General features: G+C 50.7%; 23 protein-coding genes. 18 read left to right on the forward strand and 5 right to left on the reverse strand.

Annotation, left to right across the window (positions count from 1 at the left end; translation table 11 throughout):
- The first annotated feature begins 5 nt into the window (after positions 1–5).
- The 3 genes from BD_RS15370 to BD_RS15380 all read left to right on the forward strand — a co-directional run bounded on the left by BD_RS15370 (position 6) and on the right by BD_RS15380 (position 4,350).
- On the forward strand, positions 6–1,811 hold the full coding sequence (locus BD_RS15370) for an ATP-binding protein (protein WP_157865724.1): 1,806 nt from the start codon (positions 6–8) through the stop codon (positions 1,809–1,811).
- Positions 1,804–3,327, forward strand: coding sequence for a sigma-54-dependent transcriptional regulator (locus BD_RS15375; RefSeq protein WP_038448487.1), 1,524 nt, complete (start codon positions 1,804–1,806; stop codon positions 3,325–3,327). Before BD_RS15370 ends, BD_RS15375 begins: the two co-directional genes overlap by 8 nt.
- A gap of 231 nt (positions 3,328–3,558) precedes the next feature.
- Entirely contained in the window at positions 3,559–4,350 is a 792-nt protein-coding gene (locus BD_RS15380; protein ID WP_011165702.1) for a siderophore-interacting protein, read from the forward strand.
- Here BD_RS15380 and BD_RS18205 read toward each other — a convergent pair.
- A complete protein-coding gene (locus tag BD_RS18205; protein ID WP_011165703.1) occupies positions 4,343–4,480 on the reverse strand; it encodes a hypothetical protein in 138 nt (45 codons plus the stop codon). The two genes, BD_RS15380 and BD_RS18205, sit on opposite strands and share 8 nt — an antisense overlap.
- A gap of 131 nt (positions 4,481–4,611) precedes the next feature.
- Between BD_RS18205 and BD_RS15385 the strand changes: the two genes are divergently transcribed.
- Together BD_RS15385 and lspA are read left to right on the forward strand one after the other, a co-directional pair.
- Positions 4,612–5,226 carry a hypothetical protein gene (locus tag BD_RS15385; RefSeq protein ID WP_011165704.1) on the forward strand — a complete coding sequence of 205 codons (615 nt, stop codon included), beginning with the start codon at positions 4,612–4,614 and terminating at the stop codon, positions 5,224–5,226.
- A 57-nt stretch (positions 5,227–5,283) separates the two neighbouring features.
- Positions 5,284–5,793 carry a signal peptidase II gene (gene lspA / locus BD_RS15390; protein WP_011165705.1) on the forward strand — a complete coding sequence of 170 codons (510 nt, stop codon included), beginning with the start codon at positions 5,284–5,286 and terminating at the stop codon, positions 5,791–5,793.
- A gap of 18 nt (positions 5,794–5,811) precedes the next feature.
- Here the strand turns inward: lspA and BD_RS15395 are convergent, their stop codons facing one another.
- Both BD_RS15395 and BD_RS15400 read right to left on the reverse strand, forming a co-directional pair.
- A complete protein-coding gene (locus tag BD_RS15395; protein WP_011165706.1) occupies positions 5,812–6,336 on the reverse strand; it encodes a response regulator transcription factor in 525 nt (174 codons plus the stop codon).
- Positions 6,336–7,607 carry an ATP-binding protein gene (locus BD_RS15400; RefSeq protein ID WP_436628885.1) on the reverse strand — a complete coding sequence of 424 codons (1,272 nt, stop codon included), beginning with the start codon at positions 7,605–7,607 and terminating at the stop codon, positions 6,336–6,338. The genes BD_RS15395 and BD_RS15400 overlap by 1 nt, the downstream gene beginning before the upstream one ends.
- Before the next feature lie 145 nt (positions 7,608–7,752).
- On the opposite strand from BD_RS15400, the gene BD_RS15405 reads away from it, so the two are divergent.
- The 6 genes from BD_RS15405 to BD_RS15430 are packed head-to-tail and all read left to right on the forward strand — an operon-like array spanning position 7,753 to position 12,273.
- Positions 7,753–8,346 (forward strand): hypothetical protein, encoded by a 594-nt coding sequence (locus BD_RS15405; protein ID WP_157865725.1) that lies wholly within the window; start codon positions 7,753–7,755, stop codon positions 8,344–8,346.
- 3 nt (positions 8,347–8,349) lie between these two features.
- On the forward strand, positions 8,350–8,955 hold the full coding sequence (locus tag BD_RS15410) for a hypothetical protein (RefSeq protein WP_011165709.1): 606 nt from the start codon (positions 8,350–8,352) through the stop codon (positions 8,953–8,955).
- Positions 8,955–10,013 carry an outer membrane beta-barrel protein gene (locus BD_RS15415; RefSeq protein WP_011165710.1) on the forward strand — a complete coding sequence of 353 codons (1,059 nt, stop codon included), beginning with the start codon at positions 8,955–8,957 and terminating at the stop codon, positions 10,011–10,013. The genes BD_RS15410 and BD_RS15415 overlap by 1 nt, the downstream gene beginning before the upstream one ends.
- A gap of 9 nt (positions 10,014–10,022) precedes the next feature.
- On the forward strand, positions 10,023–10,898 hold the full coding sequence (locus BD_RS15420; RefSeq protein WP_011165711.1) for a metal ABC transporter substrate-binding protein: 876 nt from the start codon (positions 10,023–10,025) through the stop codon (positions 10,896–10,898).
- On the forward strand, positions 10,895–11,464 hold the full coding sequence (locus tag BD_RS15425) for an ATP-binding cassette domain-containing protein (protein ID WP_011165712.1): 570 nt from the start codon (positions 10,895–10,897) through the stop codon (positions 11,462–11,464). Before BD_RS15420 ends, BD_RS15425 begins: the two co-directional genes overlap by 4 nt.
- Complete coding sequence (locus BD_RS15430; protein ID WP_011165713.1) at positions 11,461–12,273, forward strand: ABC transporter permease family protein; 813 nt, start codon at positions 11,461–11,463, stop codon at positions 12,271–12,273. Before BD_RS15425 ends, BD_RS15430 begins: the two co-directional genes overlap by 4 nt.
- Here the strand turns inward: BD_RS15430 and BD_RS15435 are convergent.
- Complete coding sequence (locus tag BD_RS15435; protein ID WP_011165714.1) at positions 12,258–13,685, reverse strand: cyclic nucleotide-binding domain-containing protein; 1,428 nt, start codon at positions 13,683–13,685, stop codon at positions 12,258–12,260. The genes BD_RS15430 and BD_RS15435 overlap by 16 nt on opposite strands.
- A 105-nt stretch (positions 13,686–13,790) precedes the next feature.
- Here BD_RS15435 and BD_RS15440 point away from each other — a divergent pair, with 105 nt between their 5' ends.
- Positions 13,791–14,540: a prolipoprotein diacylglyceryl transferase gene (locus BD_RS15440; RefSeq protein ID WP_011165715.1), complete on the forward strand. Its 750-nt coding sequence runs from the start codon at positions 13,791–13,793 to the stop codon at positions 14,538–14,540.
- Here the strand turns inward: BD_RS15440 and BD_RS15445 are convergent.
- Complete coding sequence (locus BD_RS15445; protein WP_011165716.1) at positions 14,502–15,419, reverse strand: hypothetical protein; 918 nt, start codon at positions 15,417–15,419, stop codon at positions 14,502–14,504. The genes BD_RS15440 and BD_RS15445 overlap by 39 nt on opposite strands.
- Before the next feature lie 102 nt (positions 15,420–15,521).
- Here BD_RS15445 and BD_RS15450 point away from each other — a divergent pair, with 102 nt between their 5' ends.
- From BD_RS15450 to BD_RS15475, 6 genes are all read left to right on the forward strand, one after another.
- Positions 15,522–15,962, forward strand: coding sequence for a hypothetical protein (locus tag BD_RS15450; RefSeq protein ID WP_038448502.1), 441 nt, complete (start codon positions 15,522–15,524; stop codon positions 15,960–15,962).
- Between the two features lie 245 nt (positions 15,963–16,207).
- Positions 16,208–16,915 carry a hypothetical protein gene (locus tag BD_RS15455; protein ID WP_011165718.1) on the forward strand — a complete coding sequence of 236 codons (708 nt, stop codon included), beginning with the start codon at positions 16,208–16,210 and terminating at the stop codon, positions 16,913–16,915.
- 45 nt (positions 16,916–16,960) lie between these two features.
- Positions 16,961–17,182, forward strand: a complete 222-nt coding sequence (locus BD_RS15460; protein ID WP_038448504.1) for a DNA gyrase inhibitor YacG — start codon at positions 16,961–16,963, stop codon at positions 17,180–17,182.
- Between the two features lie 161 nt (positions 17,183–17,343).
- Positions 17,344–17,616 (forward strand): HU family DNA-binding protein, encoded by a 273-nt coding sequence (locus BD_RS15465; protein ID WP_011165719.1) that lies wholly within the window; start codon positions 17,344–17,346, stop codon positions 17,614–17,616.
- A gap of 92 nt (positions 17,617–17,708) precedes the next feature.
- Complete coding sequence (pfkA, locus tag BD_RS15470; RefSeq protein WP_011165720.1) at positions 17,709–18,698, forward strand: 6-phosphofructokinase; 990 nt, start codon at positions 17,709–17,711, stop codon at positions 18,696–18,698.
- A gap of 89 nt (positions 18,699–18,787) precedes the next feature.
- Positions 18,788–19,909 carry an ABC transporter substrate-binding protein gene (locus tag BD_RS15475; protein ID WP_011165721.1) on the forward strand — a complete coding sequence of 374 codons (1,122 nt, stop codon included), beginning with the start codon at positions 18,788–18,790 and terminating at the stop codon, positions 19,907–19,909.
- The last annotated feature ends 7 nt before the right edge of the window (positions 19,910–19,916 follow it).

Consider the following 19,916-nt stretch of genomic DNA (forward strand, 5'->3'; position numbering starts at 1 on the left):
TGCGAATGTTGTTCGCAGTGGGGATTTCTTTTTTCATCGGCCAGACCAACCTGGATTATCTTGAGTCCTATCTTTACGATCTGCGCGTTCGCACGAAAGTCATCAACTCCACCTCCGGCAATGTCGAGCTGATCTATATCACTCCACAGACTGTTCAGTTCTATAAAGGTTATCCTTCCGCCACGGAACAGATCGCCCTTTTGAAGGCCCTGAACAACAGCGGCGCCAAAGCCATCGCCTATGACTTTGCCTTTGACGAGGTTCCTGGAACGACTGACGAAAAGAACGCGTGGGAATCCGCCATTGTTTCTTCCCCGCACGTCTTTGTCGCCGGTCGCACAACTCCCATGAAGGGTGAAGAAAACCAGATGTTCCTGCAGGAGCCTTTGGAGCAGATCTCCATTTCTCCGGCACCCAAAACCACCGACCTTGTGAACTTTGCCAAAGACGGCGTCACCCGCCGTATGATCCTGACCTATCAGGACCGCCCGATGCTGCCTGTACGTCTGGCAAGTCTGGTGAATCCGCAGACCATGCAGGTGGAAAACATCCGCGGTCAGTTTGATTTCTATGGCACCGATCAAGCCTACATTGATTTCCATCCGGCGCGCTCTTATCCAGCGACTTCATTTGAATCTATTCTTAAAGGCGAGGCTGATTTGTCCCGCTTCAAGGACAAGATCATTCTGATCGGGACGGATCTGGGCTTGAACGAAGCTGAATACATCATGACTCCTTTCAGCCGTGAAGTGACGGCCATGACCCGCATTGAAATGCAGGCCAACGTCATCGACACATTGATCAAGAACTCCGGCCCGGTGAAAGTCTCTGGCTATTTAAGCTGGTTGTTCATTTTGGCGGCGTCTATTCTGACCACTCAGGTCGTGCTGACGATGAAACCAACACGCGGTCTGATCGTTCTGGGCGCAACCCTGTTGGGGTTTGTTGTTCTGTGTGCGGGCGCTTACTGGGGCTTCGGACTGTGGCTGCCAATGGCCGCCCCACTATTGACGATCTTCCTGTGTTATTATTTCTTCATCCCTTACCGCCTGATCGTCGAAAACCGCCGCAGCTGGGAATACTATCAGAAGAACAAGCTGCTCAGTCAGGTGGAAGAACTTAAAACCAACTTCATTTCCATGATGTCCCATGACCTGAAAACACCGATTGCACGCATCCAGGGCATGACAGACGTGATTTTGACCGACTCGGTGGCCCTCAGCAACCAGCAGCGCGAGGCCGTGGACACTATCAAACATTCCTCAGATGATTTATTGAAGTTCATCAACGCCATCTTAAGCTACGGTAAAATCGAAAGCCAGGGCGTGCAGCTGAACATGCAAAGCAAGGACATCAATAACCTTCTGCAAGAGGTTATTCGCAAGCACGAGTTTCTGGCCAGGGTGAAACGCATTCAGATCGTGTCGGAACTGGAGCCCATGTTCCCGGTTCAGGTCGACCCTGAACTGATGAAACAGGTGTTCTCGAACCTGGTGGAAAACGCCATCAAATACAGCCCGGAAGACACGAAAATCATGGTCAGCAGCGAGGAAACACCCTCCAAGGTGATCGTTCAGGTGGCCGACCAGGGGCCGGGCATCCCGCAGGATGAATTGCAGAATATCTTTATGAAGTTCTTCAGATCGAAAAACGTCAAATCCTCCCCTATCAAGGGTTCGGGGTTGGGCCTGTATCTGGCGAAATACTTCACGGAATTACATCACGGAAACATTTTTGTAGAATCTTCCCATGGTAATGGTTCCACATTTACGGTAGAACTACCCATCGAACAAGGGGGCACTCATGCTTAAGGTTTTGGTTGTAGACGATGATCAGGGCTTAAGACTTTCGGTAAAGTCCGCACTTGCGGTTACTCAGCGCTTCGAAGTTGATGAAGCTTTCGATGGCGTGAATGCCATGGAGAAAGTGAAAAACGGCGACAAGAAGTACGACCTTGTTCTGCTTGATGTCGACATGCCTCGCATGAACGGCCTTGAAGCCCTTCGCCAGATCAAAGAATTCGATCCAGGCATCATCGTGATCATCATGACCGCCCACGCGACCTTTGAGTCTGCCATTCAGGCAGTCAAAGACGGCGCTTACAACTATCTGCAGAAACCAGTGGCGGGTGATGATCTGCTGGCTTTGATCGACAAAGCCGTGAACGCCCACAATCTTATTTCCAATATCGCAGCCTCTGCCCCCGTGATGGTGGAAGAAGGCCGCAAGATCATCGGCCACACATCCCAGATGCAGAAGGTGTTCAACATCATCCACCGTCTGGCGAAAGTGGAAACCCCGGTTCTAATCCGTGGTGCTTCCGGTACGGGTAAAGAACTGGTGGCGAAAGCCATCCACTTCAACTCGGCCCGCAAAGACGAAAAGTTCGTGGCGATCAACTGCTCTGCCATCCCGGAAAATCTGTTTGAATCAGAATTGTTCGGTCACGAAAAAGGCTCTTTCACCGGCGCTGACCAGCGCAAGATTGGTAAATTCCAATTCGCTGAAGGCGGCACTTTGTTCCTGGATGAAGTGGGCGACATGCCTCAGCTGATGCAGGTGAAAATCCTGCGTGTCCTTCAGGAAAAACTGTTCACGCCAGTGGGTTCCAACCGTGAATTCCCAACGAACGTGCGTATCATCGCTGCGACCAACCGTCCTTTGGAGGACATGATCAAGGCCGGCACCTTTCGTGAGGATCTATTCTATCGCCTGAATGTCGTACCTATATTCCTGCCGGCTTTGGCTGAACGCAAAGACGACATGGAACATATGGTGAACATCTTTATCCGCAAGTTCAACCAGGCCCATGGCAAACGCATCAACGGCATTGCACCGGACGCCATGGCGGTTTTGAAAAAACACAGCTGGCCAGGAAACATCCGTGAACTGGAAAACGTGATCGAACACGCTTTCGTTCTGGAAATGTCCAACATCATCACGATTGCTTCTTTGCCGGAAGCTTTGTTGATCGCGACTGGCACAAACCTGATCGACGTTCCTCCGGTTCAGGAAACCGCTCAGAACGTGGCGTCTGCGGGCATCAGCTCTGCAGCTCAGGCACACGCTTCTTTGGGTGATGACGAGGACAGCGATGTTGGCGGCATGGACCTGGACGAAGAAGACGGTGAAATGATCGCTTACTCTGGTGAAAATCTGGATTTCAACGCCCAGAAAGAAGCTTTCGAGAAAGAATTTATTATCAAGGCTCTGAAAACCTTCCGCGGACGCATCAATCAGACAGCATTGCATGCGAACATTCCAAAGAAGACTCTTCTCAGAAAAATCGAAAAGTACGGCATCATCGCCAAAGACTATTCAAACTAGTTCCGAAGCTGATTTTCTATTTGTGCTGTGACGAACTGCCGGGACCTCCCGGCAGTTCTTTTTTGTGCCACTCGTTTTCTCAGTTTATTTTCATCGGACACCGCTCTTAGCACTCCGTAATTTCAAATCGCAAACTCGATGATAAAGTGAGTGAGTACAATCGAGCTGAACGAAAAGCGGTTGCGCCCAATCAACCTGCCTCCTAGATCTAAGATATTGGAGGTTCCTCGAATGGAAAACACATACAGACAACCTCAGTCAGTTCGCCACAATCTTAAGTTCCGACTGCTGCAGGTCAAATCCATCACTGACCTTTCCCCGCGCATGAGGCGCATCACTTTGACAGGTGAAGACCTCGCTGATTTTTACAGCGCGTCCCCTGATGATCACGTCAAAGTCTTCTTCCCAAAGCCCGGTGAAAAAATGCCGGTGGTTCCAGAACTTGGTCCTCAGGGACCGGTCTTCCCGGAAGGCGAAAAGCCGATCATGCGTGACTACACTCCACGCCGTTATGATAACGCCACCAAAGAGCTGGATCTGGAATTCTTCCTGCACGAAAAGGGGCCCGCGGCGGACTGGGCGCGCACGGCCCAAATCGGCAGCTATCTGGGTGTTGGCGGCCCTCGCGGGTCCACCGTCGTTCCTTATGACTTTGACTGGTACCTTTTGATCGGTGATGAATGTGCAATTCCGTCTTTTGCACGCCGTCTGAGCGAACTGCCGGCCAATGCCGAAGCCGTGGTCGTGGTTGAAATCGGAAGTGAATCGGAAAAACGCGACTTTGAATCGCAAGCGCTTGTAACAACTCACTGGGTATTGCGTGAAAATCACCCACCGGGAACCGCTGCAAAACTGAAAGAATCTGTGCTGAAGGCCCTGCTTCCGCATGGTGATTATTTCTGCTGGATCGCCACCGAACTGCAAACATCCAAAGAGCTCAAAGAGCTGGTAGAAACTGTTCGCGGCGCCAATCCGGACTGGGTGAAAGCCACCGGATACTGGAAGAAACACGAAACTACTTAATGTCCTTAGCTGCTGGAACTCCCGGAACCACAAGGGTTTCGGGAGTCACCAATAAAATCTCTTCCGGCAAATCAAGAAAAAGTTTTTCATAAAAGAGCTCTTTCTGCGTCGCCTCTAGTTTTGTAATCACCTTAAATGTCCCCTATCTAGAGATGCATATTTTTTAAGCATTGAATTGTTTGGAAATAGTGAGGTCTCTGCATTGACTCAATCTTACGAACTCTGTAGTTTCAGTCCCTCACTCCCGGAGATTTTTAGTTAATGACCATGAATCCGTTGCCACCACAGGCTTACACGAAAGAGACGATGCTCAAAGCCTATCAATGGCTTATGGTGCAGAATAGCTCTATCAAGGAAATGGCAACGACTCCGGACATTCTGGTCAGCCTGTATCTGAAGGCCACCCGTGATGGTGAACACTCCCTGGAAAGACCCAGCATCCAGAACTTCAAAAATGAACTGAAAAGTCTGGCCGGCATGATGGGCGAATTGGATCGCGCTCCTCAGGCTAGCTCCGTTGTCGTACAAGCCGCCGCAGCAGCCGCTGTTCAGGCTCAACCGATGATGGCGCCTCAGCAGCCAGTTCATCAAGTTCAACACGTTCAGCACGTCCCTCAGATGCAACAGCAGGTGCTGCCACCGGTTCAGCCTGTGATGACGATGCCACCGGCACCGACGACGCAAACTCAGGTTTCCTACACCGAAAAGACTTTGACGACGACCTCCCGCACCCCTGAAACCCTTGATATGCTTGATTGTGGCTCCAAAGCCATGATTCAGGAAGTCAAAGACGAGTTCAACCTGAGTTCGGATCTGGAAGCCCTCAGAATGCTGATCAAGATCGGCTACAGCCGATCCAAGGGACTTCTGAAGTAAGCCATATCTCAACGAAATCATTTAATATCTTATTTAAACTAGGCTATACTCCCCCGCATGAAGAAAAAATACATTTGGTTAGTGCTTATTTCCGGCCTTCTTGTGGCCATGGACCAACTGGTAAAAGTGTACGTTCACACGCACTTCCACCTGGGTGAATCCGTTATCGTAATTCCGAACTTCTTCAATCTGACTTATGTTAGAAACTTCGGTGCAGCGTTTGGATTCCTGGCTGAAAGCCATCCCTCTTTCCGTGAGATCTTCTTCCTGTCCATGCCGCCGATCGCATTGCTGATCATTCTGGGCATCCTGCGTGGAGTGAAAGATGACGACACAAAACAGATCATCGCTCTGTCCAGCATCTTTGGTGGTGCTATCGGGAACTACATCGACCGCGTGCGCTTCCGTTACGTGATCGACTTCCTGGATTTCCATCTGTACAACCGCTGGAGCTGGCCAGCCTTCAACATCGCCGACATGGCGATCGTGGGCGGCGTCGCCCTGCTTCTGCTGTTGATGTTCCTGGAAAATAAGAAGAATAAGGAAAAAGAAGAAGGCGCCACATAGGCGCCTTTTTTATTTGTGCTATTTGCGGGGAATGTTCTTGCGCAGTTTGCGCTGCAGGCTCTGGCGGTGCAGACCCAGCTTTTTGGCGGCCTGGGTGATATTGCCTTCCGAACTTTGCAGGACATAGTCGATGTATTCACGCTCCATGCGCGCCAGGGAAATCTCTTCCTCCGGCAGCTCCATGTTTTCAGCCTGATCGCTGAAGGCTCTCAGAATCATCTCTACAGTCACTGGCTTGGCGATAAAGTTGTGTGCGCCCAGCTGCATGGCCTTCACTGCGGAAGCCACACTGCCAAAGCCACTCATCATCACGACTTTGACTTGCGGATGGCGGGTTTTAAGATCCTTTAAAAGCTCCAGTCCGTTTTCACTGCCCACACGCAAATCCAAAAGCGCCCAGTCGATTTCTGAAAGCTCGGCCACTGATGGCATATCAGCATAGGCCTTTACCTGAAAGCCGCGTTCCTGAAGTTCTTCGGTCAACACTTCACGCAAACCCTGGTCGTCTTCCACCAGCAAAAGTCGTTTTCCGTGTTGTTCCATTATTTTTCCTCCAAAGGCAGACGGATGCGGGACGTAACGCCCTTGCCGCTGACGTTATTGGTGATCACAAAATCCCCGCCACTGGCCTGAGCCATCATCTGCGCAGAATAAATCCCCAGTCCGTTGCCGGCTTCTTTACCGGTCACAAAGGGTTCACCCAAACGGGACAAAATCTCTGCCGAAATTCCAGAGCCCTTGTCGACCACTTCCAGCACCGCCCAGGTGTCTTCCTGAAACAGGCGCACGTAAAGTGGACTTTGCGCAGGCGAAGCTTCCAAAGCGTTGTCCAAAAGATCAAACAATGTCTGGGAAAAAGCCAGTGTTTGCAGACGGCACCACAAAGAATCAATCGTCAGATGGGATTCCACCACGATGCCGGGATTTTCTTTTTCCCAGACGCCGATCAAATCCTTCACCAGCACGGGAAGCTCCACGCGCTGAAGTTCACTTTGTGACGAACGCGAAAAGACCGATGCCATGTGCTGGAATACACGAACGCACTCATCCAGTGAGCTTTGAGCTTTTTCAAATTCTTCACGGGCGCCGGAACTTTCATCAGGCAGTTTACGCAAGCCACGCTCCATACGAAGCTTCAGGGAATTCATCGGCGTCGCCAACTGGTGAGAGAACCCTGCCGTCAAGGCACCCAACGCTTTCAGGCGGTCGGCCTGATGCTGACGATCCTGCAAAAGACGAATGCGCTTTTCTTTACGCGCCAGCAGACTTGAAAAATAATGACTGACAAACCAGCTGGCCGTGATCAACACCCACTGGGAAAGAAAACGCAAAGACAGTTCTGAAAAATCAATACCCACGGTTTTTTGCGAATCCAGCCAGGTTTCATATTGCAACAGTGTCAGCAACAGCAATACGGACGCTCCAAAAACGTAAGAAGCTTTCTTGCGCAAAAGCATCCCGCCCAGGAACGAGTGAATACACAAAATGCTGACGAACGGATTGTCAGCGGAACCACTTACGAACAACAAACCCGAGGCCGCCAGCAAATCCACCCACAGGTGAACCAGCACTTGTTTTTGCCCATAGTCCTCTTGTTTGGGCCAGATGCTGTGAGCCAGAACATTCAAAATGGCCAACAAAGTCAGAACCGCAATGATGTATGGGAAATGCCGCTTGTCCAAATAGCCCCACTTCAAAAGTGGAATGGTTCCAAGCAACAAAGAGACAATAGCGATCCAACGAAAACGAATCAGTCCTGGCATGCGCCCCTTGTAGCTTGTGCCCCCCGGGGGTGCAACCGCAGACTTTGATATGCAACGATTCGCTGCCCCTTATGTCGTAATTTCAAGGGCTTACAGCTTTCCAAACCCAACTTCACTTCAGCTTTGTGGTTTAAATGCAAATATCTTGCAATTAGAAAGTGGCCTTGTTAAAAGCAAAAGAATCCAAGGAGTACCCATGAAATTCATCCTCTCTATTTTGCTGGCCCTGCCTGTATCTGCTTTTGCCCATGAACACGATCACGATCATGGCAACACCATTCTGAACCAGTCTCCGGTGACCTTGGCATCGGTGGCCGCTTTGGAACTTTTTGAAACCGGAAACATCGGAAAACTTGTCGGCTTTCAAACTTTCAAAGCAGATGATGAAGCCGCAGTGAAACTGACCTATATGGATAACTCCGGCACGGCCCGTGTGGTGGGTTATGACTGCCATTTGCATGCTCACGGTGATGCGCAGGAAGCTCACTGTCATGATTCCGCTGATTTGGGCGTGATCGACACCCCAGCCAATGACGTCAGTTTTGGCGTTGATGAATTCACCGCTTCTTTGACTTATTCCGCCGACATCTTCTCCAGAAAAATTGCGCCTTTGTCCCAAATCACGAATGTGAAAATGTGGCAGACTGGCGGCAATATCTGGGCAACACTGACTCACGATGCCGGAGCAGGTGAAGTGAAGTCTCATTTTATGTGTCACGTGCACGGCGATCATTTTGACTGCCACCGCAGCAGAAACCCGGGCCCGAACGAACCCCGCTATCAGGAGTAGTCCATGAAAACGCTTTTCGCTGTTTTATTCTGCCTGACGCTGGCAGCCTGTGGTGGCGGCCACAACCCCGACAAAAACAACCTCAGCAAAGCACTTCAGGTGGGCGACTCCTCTTATTACGACCTGGGTGCGGGCAAGGGTCTGATGACTGAAGGCATTTCGGAGGTCTCTTCGGGTGCGAACTTTGAGGTCACCTTCACCCTGAATGATGGGGGATCTTTGAGCCTGCACACGTTTGCAAGTTCCAACCTGCAAAGTGGATTCACCGTGACGTTCACACGCACCGGAACCACCCTGCAGGTGCATGCCGATGCTCAAGGGAATGTGCAGGATTGGAGTTCTTTGTTTGCTGCCGTTGATGCGTCAGGCACTTTGACTTTCAACCTGGATATTCACAACAATGAGCGTCCCGCCCACGTGCTGATCTGGAATGGAGCCAAAGCACCTGATATGGACCACACGAACACCGTTTATAACAGTGCAGAAGACAGCCTGGATCTGAACTATGATGCCGCTCCCGGAAATGGTTCCGGCCGGGCCTGGGGCTTCACCGCCACGAACGCTCAACTTTTGAATGCACGACTTTCTTCCCCACAGGATGGACACTGATGAAAAAACTGATTCTGACTGCCGCTTTGATTTCCACCACCGTGACGACAGCTTCAGCCCAGGTTCTGCAGAACATGCAATCCGCGGCAGCTCTGGATCTGGTGGCACAGCTAAACTTCGAGGATTCTGCAGAAAACAAACTCGATATCCGGGCTGCCGAATTGATGTTCTTTGGACCGCTGGATCCGACCTTTGATGCTTACTTGAACTTTGCAGCTCACAATGAAGAAGGCGAATTCATGGCCGAAGTCCACGAAGCCTATGTGGGCTCCAGCAAAGTGATTCCTAATTCCCGCTTCCGCGTCGGAAAGTTCTTTTTGGGCGTGGGTCGACTGAATCAGTTCCACCAGCACGACTGGGCGTTTGTTTCGGCTCCCCGTGTTCAGGCTGAATTTTTTGATGAAGAAGGCATCGCTGACACGGGTGCCGAGTTTTCAACTCTGCTTCCCACAGACAGCTATTGGGACATCACCCTGGGTGTGACCAATGGCTACACTTACGGCCACAGCCACGATGAAGGTGAAAAACCGCAGGTGCCCACTCACTATATCCACCCGGTGAACTTCGTCGATTTTGGTGAGGCCGGTGCCCTTCAGTGGGGCATGAACTATCTCGGCCGCACGGATGCCGCCGAAACCAAAACCCAGCTGTACGGATTGGACTTTGTATTTAAAAAAATGGAAGGCAAAACGCTGAGCTTTTTGTTCCAGTCTGAAATCTGGTACCGCAACTTAAGCGGTCCCGGGGCAGACACTCAGGAAGACATCGGGGCTTACTTCTATCCGCAGATGTCCTTGTCAGAAAGGCTGTTGCTGGGTCTTCGTGTGGATCTGTTCTCGGATCTGTCGCGCAGCTTTATCAGTGATGGCTCCCGACAAAAAAATCTGGATTATGGATTTGTCCCGACTTTGACTTTTAAAAACAGCGAGTTCTCTTTGCTGCGCGTGGCATACACCTATGATAATCAAACTTATCAGGGCGAATCCGACACCATCAGCCAGAAAATTGAACTGCAGTGGGTGGCGATTTTGGGTGCCCACCCGGCCCATTCATTCTAGGAGCCTGTCATGAATAAATTTTTGCTGTCCGTTCTGTTCGTGTTCAGTGCTTCGGCCCAGGCCAAAATCAGAGTGGTCACCACTTTGCCCGATATCGCCGAAGTGGTGCGCGCCATCGGACAGGATCAGGTGGAAGTGCAAAGCCTGCTGTCCGGTTCTGAAGATGCGCATTTTGCCGAAGCCCGTCCTGACTATATTTTGAAAGTAAATCGTGCCGACATCGTCTGCTCCATGGGGCTGGAACTGGAAGTCGGCTGGCTTCCGAAAGTTCTTTCCAAATCAGGAAATGCAAAAATTCAAGATGGCGGGACGGGTTCCTGTATTCTTGGTAACAGCATCAAACCTCTGGATGTCCCGACCGGCGTTATCAACCGCTCCTTGGGTGATGTGCACGCGCACGGGAATCCACACTTCACTTTAAGCCCTTTGAAAATGGCCGAAGCCGGCCGCGAAGTGGTTCGAGTGCTGTCGGTGGCGCTGCCTCAGGAAAGTGCGGTGTTCGAGAAAAATTATGATGCCTTCAAAGCCGAGATGACCCGCCTGCAAGAGCGTCTGGCCAAAACCGTGAAGAAAACCAAAGTGATGGAGTACCACAAGGAATTCACTTATTTCTTCAATGCTTATGGCCTTGAGTCTGCGGGTTCTTTGGAAGAAAAACCGGGAATGCCTCCGTCCGCAGCGCGCATTGCTCAGGCCGCCAAACTTGCCAAGGACAATAAAGTGACTGTGCTTTTTGCGACCGCCTCAGCGCCGCATAAAACTTTGGAGCGTTTCCAGGAGCTGTCCGGTGTTCCCGTGGTGGTTGTGCCTTCCTATGTGCCAGCCAAAGGCGATGCCAATTCCATTGCGAAACTGCAGGAACTGCTGGTGGGGTCTGTAAAATGAGTTCTTTGCTTTCCGCCCGTGATTTGCAGGTTCGAAGCTCTGAAGGCCTTGCCCTTTCACCGGTGGTGAACCTGGAACTGAATGAGGGCGAGGTGCTTTTTCTGCGCGGAGAAAATGGCGCAGGGAAAAGCACGCTGCTCAAGACCCTGCTGGGTCTGCATAAATACTTCGATGGCCTTTTTCATTTTTCAATTCCGCAAAAAGACATCCAGTATCTGCCTCAACTGGGCACGCTGCATTTTCATCTGCCGCTGACGTTGCGTGATCTGCTGGGTGATGGCGAAGGATCGCATCCATTGTTAAAGAATATGGATCTGGATAAGAAGTGGAATACTGCCAGTGGCGGCGAAAGACAGAAAATCCTTCTTTCTGCCGTGCTTGCGAAAAAACCGCGCCTGCTGATTCTGGATGAACCGTTTAATCACGTCGATTCTGAATCAACCCTGCAGCTGGAGGAAGCTCTGGGTTCTTACCTGAAAGAAAATCCACAGAGTTCTTTGATACTGGTGTCCCATCGCGCTTTGACGGCCGAATGGAACCGAGTTCGTGTGCTGGAGATCCGATGACATCCTTTATTGAACTGCTGCAAATTTACAAATGGTCCCTGCCGTCTTCGATCCTGATGGCGGCGGTTCTGGCATTGATCGGATCCCAGTGGAGTGCCCGGGAAAAAAGTGCGCAGATCTTCGTTCTGGGACAAGGGGCCTCTTTGGGTATTGTCCTGGGGCTGGTGATCAATATCCTGCTGGGCACGGACTTTCATGGCATCAGCCTGGCCGCCGGATTGTCCCTGGGCTGGGTGACTTTGTTGTTGATGGATCAGCTGATTCAGACCAAGTCAGATCGCAATCATATTTATCTGACCCTGTTCGTGTTCTTCCTGTCATTGACCTACTTGATCAGCTATCTGACGCCTGCTTTGGAAAGTCATATTGCCGCATCTTACTTCGGTGATCTGGCGGTGATGAGCGACACAGGAGCACAACTTTGTCTGCTGGCGGCCATGCTGTTTGGATTCTTTGCTCTGAAGTTCTGGAGATCGTTGTCTTTGGCTTCTTTTCAGATGGTCAATCACAGCTACATTCACCGCACCTGGCAAAACCGCATTTTTGACGTGGGTACACTGCTACTGACGACAATGGCGATTCAAAGCATGGGCTATCTTTTCACCATCGGGTCCCTGTTCATAGCAACCAGCTTCACCGCCTCACGCAGCCGCAATCTGCAAAGTTATCTGATTAGAATGCTGGTGATTTCTCTGGGCGGAACGGCCTTGGGTTTCATGATCTCGCTATTATCCACAAACCTGCCCACAGTGCCTTGCGTGCTTCTGGGACAGATGTTGCTGGGACTGATCACTTATACAAAGAAATAATGGAATGACGGCTGGGCTTCACGCTTCTGGCCGTCAACATTGAACATGCAGATCACTTCCGTGCAGACGCCTTTTTTTACGTTGAACACAGTCAAATCCGCATTTTCGATGATCTGATGAAGGCCGCGCCCCGCGCCACCTTTATTGGCATTCATGCTTCCCGCCGAGCCATTGTAACAACTGAGCAGATAATCGATGATGATATCCTTGGTCAAAGAACCGAACGGATCCTTCACCCCCACGGCCAGATAAACCCCGTCACTGGCGTAACGAAGCTGGGACTGCTGGTGGGTGTCCAGTTGAATTTCCTCTTTACGGGACACATGATTGAAAATGGATTTGCCGGTTGAATCCACCGGTGCATCATAGATCGCATTCATCAGCATTTCTTCAACCACCGTGTTCACACGGTCCAAAATGGTGGAACGAACCCCCATCTTTTTGAAGTAGCCGTACAGATCCTCACGAAGGGATTCCCGCTGGGTGGAGTTGGAAACAACTTTTCTTTGAACTTCCACACCCCAGGTCAGATACTTTTCGATGCCGAAAAGATCCTTGTTCAGAAGCTTTCCCAGCGCCGTCAAAACATAGCGAATGGTCGCGTTGCGGTCTTCGGCGTCCCGGGAAATGATATGATCCACATAACGATTGCCTTCCAGAATGCGCAGGTTGCCCTGAACATCTTTACTGGTCAGCAGAATAGAATAAGGTGTCTTTTTGCCTTCGTGGACCTCTTTAAGGACATCCACGCAGCCCTCTTCACACAAAACAACGTCATACTGGTTGTCGCGCAGGAATTCGCGCGCACCATCGGAGCTGTCGGCAATATCCAACTGAACTCCGGTGCCCCCCAATGCCATGCGGATCGGAAGCTGTTGCTTTTTTTCCGGCTCGACCAACAGAACGCGGCCACCCACTTTTTGGATTTTTTGCTGAGCTTCGTGAAGCTCGCGATTCAGGATCTCAAAGAGGCGCGCTTTTTCGTTGGTTTTCATAAGACGTTCTGTGAGGACATTGCAGTAAATCTGGAATAACAAGGCCTTAAAACGGTCCTTGTCCTTGGGATGAACATGGCCGAAATCCTCAGAACGGATCACAAAACATTCCACCGCCGACAAAGCCTTGACCGTGGTCGATGTTGGATTGGACGTGATCACACTCATTTCACCGAACACTTCACCCGGGGTTTCCAGGGTGGCAATCACCTCAGAAGCCAGGGAAATTTCAACTTTTCCGGATCTCAAAAAGAACAGAGAGCTGTTTTGTTTGCCCTCTTGAAGAATGAAGGACCCCGCCGCGAATGACTCGCAGTGAACCATGGCCGAAGTCTGCAAAAGCAGATCATCCGCAAAAGACTTGAAGAAAGAAAAGGCCCTAATTTCTTTGGCGATTTCAGCCGGGTGCAACTTCATATAGGCCCTATTATGTCTGTAGTTCCGGGCCCTTGGCCAGAATCGTCTTGAATATTCTTGGTAATCAAAGAAAATTAAGTCTATCGTCGGTATAGCGGAGGCCGCTTGTTTCCATTCATCCCCCTGTCGCCCACTCTTAACGTTCCCACTTACTATCTCGTTCTGAGTCTGACGGTTTGTATTGGTCTGATCTGGATCACCTTCAGGGCGGACAAGTTTGAACTGTCCCGCAAAGTCACGCTGGACTTAAGTCTGATCATCATGGTCAGTGGATTTATCGGCGGACGCCTGTTTCATGTCTTCTATGAAAACTTTGAGCACTATCAAGAAGACTTCACCCGCATCTTCTACTTCTGGAATGGCGGCTTTGTCTTTTATGGCGGCGCCATCCTGGCGGGTCTGTGCAGTCTGCTGTACATGATCTTTGTGGCGCGAGTGCCTTTTGAAGACTACCTGGATTTGTTTGCGCCGGTTTTATCCTTTGCTTACATGCTGGGACGAGTGGCCTGCCTGCTGGCGGGCTGCTGCTACGGAGGAGCCTGCGATCTTCCCTGGGCGGTAAATGGCCTGCATCCGACGCAGGCCTATGCCTCGCTTTGGGAACTGGGTGTGCTGTTCATTTTGCTGGGATCCGAAACCACAGCACACTCGCTGCGCCCGAAATTGCTGAAGAATCCAGGCAGCATCTTTTTTCTATGGATGGTCTTGCATGGGATCGGCCGGCTTTTGATGGAAGCCTTCCGCGATGACTTCCGCGGCCCTTCACTGGGTCTGTCGATTTCCAGCTGGATCAGTCTGACGGTGATTGCTTTGGGATTATTCCTGATGATTCGCCGACCAACAAGCCGGAGCTGAACAGCGCCCACCCGTCTGGCACAAAGCCCCTGCCAGATAAGTATCCAGACGACACTGATGGGACGGATACACGTTTCTTAAAAGCTCCGTCGACGCCGGCGCCGGTGTCCACAAAGAAACCTCCGCTGACTTTTGCGAATCATAGCGTTTGAAGAACTGCACCATTTCCACCCCGGTCTGTGCCGTGCGGGCGCAAAGCTCATTGCCACCACAAAGTGCCAGAACTTGCGGGTTGATCTCGGTCACCAGTTCCGGATGTGCTTTCAAAAACTGCGGTAGACATTCTTTCGTGGCATAGAAATCAGACTGACCTTCTGTGGATGACCACTCTGCCCACTGAATTGTCTGGCGCGGTTCACCCGCAATAACATGGCCAATTTCATGGCACAGTATGCCTGCCAGTACCGGCAAGGTTGCCCCTGGCGCCCGCGCCATTCCACCCCAAAGGGATACCTGCATGTATTGTTCTTTATCCTGTGCGAAGGCTGCAAAGTAAGGGCTTTCCCATTCATTCGGAATCACCAAAGGTTTGCCGGTGCCACGAAACACCGGCATGATGTACTTCACCTGAAATTCATTAAGCAGCGCACGATACTGCGCCTCGGTCACATCCGAAACTGCAAGACTTCCCGGCGGCAGGAAGAAGTATCCCGCCTCTTGGGCAAAGGACGTCCCTGAAGTGCGGGCCTTCAAAGGCTTTTGCGTCTGAACCATGGCAATAAGTCCCACCAGAAGAAGTGTCGCCAGAATATAGGGAAGATATTTTTTGGTTTTGCGGCTCATAGGGACAGCAACATACCACACTTCAGGACAAAGTCCCACCCGACAAGAGAATGCATGAAAGTTTCCACCCTGAGTGACAGAAAATGTTCTTTTCATCCCACCTTAGTCACTGAAATCAAACAAAAGCTCATCTCCGGCGGGCACACATTCTGCTAGGACTCAACGTCGACAGTATTTTTTGTAACTTCGGAGGATTTTATGCGCGTATCAATATCTGTTTTGTTGATGTCTTTTGTTTTTTCCACCCAGGCTTTTGCTTCGGCCTTTGATTCATTGAATGATCAAAAGCTGCAAGAGCAGGCTCTGACTCTTTTGGAACAAAATGCAGCTTCGATGCGCCTGACTGGCGATGTTCGCGCCGAAGAAAAACTGACAGAGATTCTGGCTAAAGTGCAGGCTTACAACGACGAGATTCTGACCCGCCTTTCCGAAGGCCAGGATCTGGAAAACATGACCAGCGCTGTTTCCCACACCGACACCAAATGCAGCATTGATCAGGGTGGAAAGTCCGCCGTGTGCAATCTGCTGATCTCCTACCGCCCGCTGGGCGAAACCAACGTTCGCTTCCATGTGGACCTGGATGACGCCGGCAATGCCGTGGGTATTTCCAACACTGCCGACATCACTCGCGGCGACTAAATCCTGTTGTGCTTTCAATAAGTTCACACCCTGTCTCAGATTGAGACAGGGTTTTTGCCATTCTCCGGGGGCTTCGGCCACCGGGCTTCTTCGCGGTCAGTGACACAAAATGGCCGACCTTATAAATAAGTAAACACCTCGGCGCGCCCCAGCTGCATTTAAACCCTCTTTCAACATTCCGACCTGATGGCATGACTCCTGTATTGCAGTGTAAGTGAGGAAAAATATCGAGAGAGAGGTTTATTATGAAAAGGCTCATCGTTTCGTTTATCGCAATCTATAGCGCGCTGATTTTAGCAGCGTGCGGAAAAAGTGGTGGTGGTGGAAACACCAATACCGGTGTGATCCCTAACTGTGCCGTTGGCACTGTGTGGAATGGATCCTCCTGCGTTGTGGTCAATGGCGGCGGCAACGTCGTAACCGGCCCAACCCAATTCTATGACTATAACTATTATGGCAATAACACGAACTACCGCGGCAGCCTGAGCATCGTGAACAGTGGTGCTTACGCAACCTTCCTGAAAGAAGCTTTGGCAGTTTGTGGTCGCACTATCTGGGGTATCGAAGCTGGTTTGGCCAAGTGTGAAAACTGGACATCCGGTTCTTTGATGGTGTCTTTCTCTATCGATGGTTCCATGAGACCGGTGGTCAGATTTGAAGCATACCCTGCTCCAAACTGGTATCAGTACACATTGAGCCTGGGAATCAACGCTGGTGGAGTTGCTTTCAACCCGCTGATTCTTTCCAACAACAACACTTTCAGTCTGATCAACAGCAGCAAAGGCTTTGAAATCCGCGCTCAGGGTTCTTACCTGAACGGTGGCGGCCTGCGCCTGATCCAGGTAATGGTAAAAGAGGGAACTTTGGCGCAGAACCAGTTCGCGTACGAACTTTACTTCCCGCACAATGGTGTTGCGACGAAGTTCGCAACAGGTGTTTTCAAGCGTTACTAAGCTCCGCGTCTTGCACTGGGTGCGGGACATGGATAAATTCCGACTATGACCGAATCTCAATCTCGACAGGTCAAATGCCCGCAATGCGGGCGTTTGGCTTTGTACTCAAGTGAAAATCCCTTCCGCCCTTTCTGCTCTGAAAGATGCAGACTTATTGATCTTGGTGAGTGGGCTTCCGAGTCCTACCGAATTCCCGTCAAAGATTCTTCAAGTGATTCTTTAACTTCCATGGATGATGATGATTATCCAGGCGAAGACAAACATTAGTATCAGCCGCAAATCCACACTCAGAGACCTTTTCACATTTTGCAGTTGACGAAATTCTGATTATGGATTTTCATGGAGCTGTCATTGGATGACGAAGAGTTATCATCACGATTTTATAATCAACATCGGATACACAAACGTGTCCAACAAGAGGAGTTCAAATGAACAAAGCTCAACTTATCGAAAAAATCGCTACTGAAACAAAAGTTTCCAAAGCTCAAGCAGAAGCAATCCTTGATTGCGCTGTAGAAAACATCAAAAAATCCGTTAAAAAAGGTGACGATGTTAAATTGGTTGGCTTCGGTACTTTCACTAAAGCTAAACGTAAAGCTCGCACTGGTCGCAACCCACAAACTGGTAAAGCGATCAAAATCCCTGCTGCATGGGCTCCGAAGTTCCGCGCAGGTGCTGAATTCAAAGCTATGGTTAAGTAATTAACCGAAGTCTTTCGATTTCTGAAAAGGCGTCCCGCAAGGACGCCTTTTTTATTTTGTCTATACGATAAACCTCCGGTAGCCTTGATCCCATGGCTCAGTTTGATAAGAAAATTCAGAAAATTGGTGTGTACACAAGCGGCGGCGATGCCCCGGGTATGAATGCGGCAATCCGCGCAGTGGTGCGTGTGGGGATCTCGCAAAAACTTGAAGTGTACGGAATTCATAATGGCTATGTTGGCATGATCGAAAACAAGATCGAGCCTTTGCAATTGCGTGACATGGCCAACATCATCCAGCGCGGCGGTACAATCCTGAAAACCGGTCGCTCCACTGAATTCATGCGCCCCGAAGGCCGGGCCCGTGCCGCTCAGAATATCAAAAATTTGGGACTTGATGCCCTGGTCTGCATCGGTGGTGATGGCTCCTTCCGTGGTGCTCACGCCCTTTGGGAAGAACATCAGATCCCCGTCGTCGGCGTTCCCGGCACCATCGACAATGACATCTTCGGCAGCGACAAAACCATCGGCTTTGATACGGCTGTGAACACAGCTCTTGAAGCAATTGACCGCATTCGTGACACCGCCGCCTCTCACGACCGTTTGTTCATCGTTGAAGTGATGGGCAGAAACTCGGGCTTCATCGCCTCTCACGTGGGCCTTGCGGGTGGCGCGGAAGAAATCTTCACTCCGGATGCCAACACCACTGTTGAAAAAGCCATCGACCGCATCAACGAAGCCAAATCCCGCGGCAAAACCAGCAGCATCATCATCACCGCTGAAGGACAGAAACCGGGACGCGCGTATGATCTGGCCGATGCCATCCGCAAAAAATCCGGTATGGACGCAAAAGTTTGTATTCTTGGACACCAACAACGTGGTGGCTCCCCGACAGCGGCCGACCGTATTCTTGCCAGCCGCATGGGTGCTGCTGCCGTGGATGCTTTGTTCAAAGGGTATTGCGACGTCATGATCGGCACGGAAGGTGAACGACTTATTCAGGTGCCTTTGGACCTCGTGTACAAGAATGAAAAGAAAAACCAGTTGGATCTGATCTCGCTGGCGAGTGTTCTGGCAACTTAAACCCGTCCTCACGTTTTTACCTTGACCTCGACTGTAGGAGCTTGAATTCTATGGAGTATTCCATTTAAGCAACCCACAGCGAGGTCCACATGAAAAAACTCCTCTTGGCTCTGATTTTGGTTCTGCCACTCATCAGCGGCTGCACCAAAAAAGAAAATGAAATTGTTATCGGTGAATATGATTCCCTGACTGGAAGCGATGCCACGTTCGGCCTCAGCTCCAACAAGGGTGTGCGCCTGGCATTGGATGAAATCAACGCCGCGGGCGGGGTCAAAGGCAAAAAAATCAGCCTGGTGACTTTGGACGATCAGGGTAAAAACGAAGAAGCGGCCTCTGCGGTGACCCGTTTGATCACCCAAAACAATGTCGTGGCGATCATCGGTGGCGTTGCCAGCGGCAGATCCAAAGCCGCTGCTCCGATTGCCCAGTCCAACAAAGTTCCCTTTGTCTCCCCGGCTTCCACGAATCCGGATGTGACCAAGGCCGGTGACTATGTCTTCCGCGTCTGCTTCATCGACCCGTTCCAGGGCATGGTGATGGCAAAGTTCGCCAAAGAAAACCTGAAGATCAAAAAAGCTGCGATCCTGCGTGACGTGAAAAATGACTACAGCGTGGGTCTGGCGGATGTGTTCGCGGCAGAGTTCAAAAAAGGTGGCGGTGAGATCGTTGCCGATCTGAGCTATCAGGCCGGTGACATTGACTTCAAAGCCCAGCTGACTCAAATCCGTTCTAAAAATCCGGAAGCGATCTATGTTCCGGGTTATTACACTGAAGTGGGCCTGATTGCCCAGCAAGCCCGCCAACTGGGCGTGAAAGTGCCATTGATGGGTGGCGACGGATGGGATTCTGACAAATTGTACGAGATCGGCAAAGAAGCCATCAACGGCAACTATTACTCCAACCACTACACCACGGAGTCCACCGATCCTGCGGTGACTGAGTTCATTAAAAAATTCAAAGCCAAGTACAATGAAACTCCGGATGCTTTGGCGGCTTTGGGTTACGATGCTGCCAAAATCCTGGTGGCGGCAATTGAACGTGCGCCAGACTTGTCAGGCAAAGCCATTCGTGATGAACTATCCAAGACCAAAGATTTCCCTGGCGTGACCGGGAAAATCAGCCTGAATGAAAACCGCGACGCTGTGAAAAGCGCGGTGGTCATCCAGGTGGACGGCAACAACCGCAAGTTTGTGACGACCATCAACCCATAAGGACGTG

The organism is Bdellovibrio bacteriovorus HD100 (assembly GCF_000196175.1).
GTDB lineage: Bacteria > Bdellovibrionota > Bdellovibrionia > Bdellovibrionales > Bdellovibrionaceae > Bdellovibrio > Bdellovibrio bacteriovorus.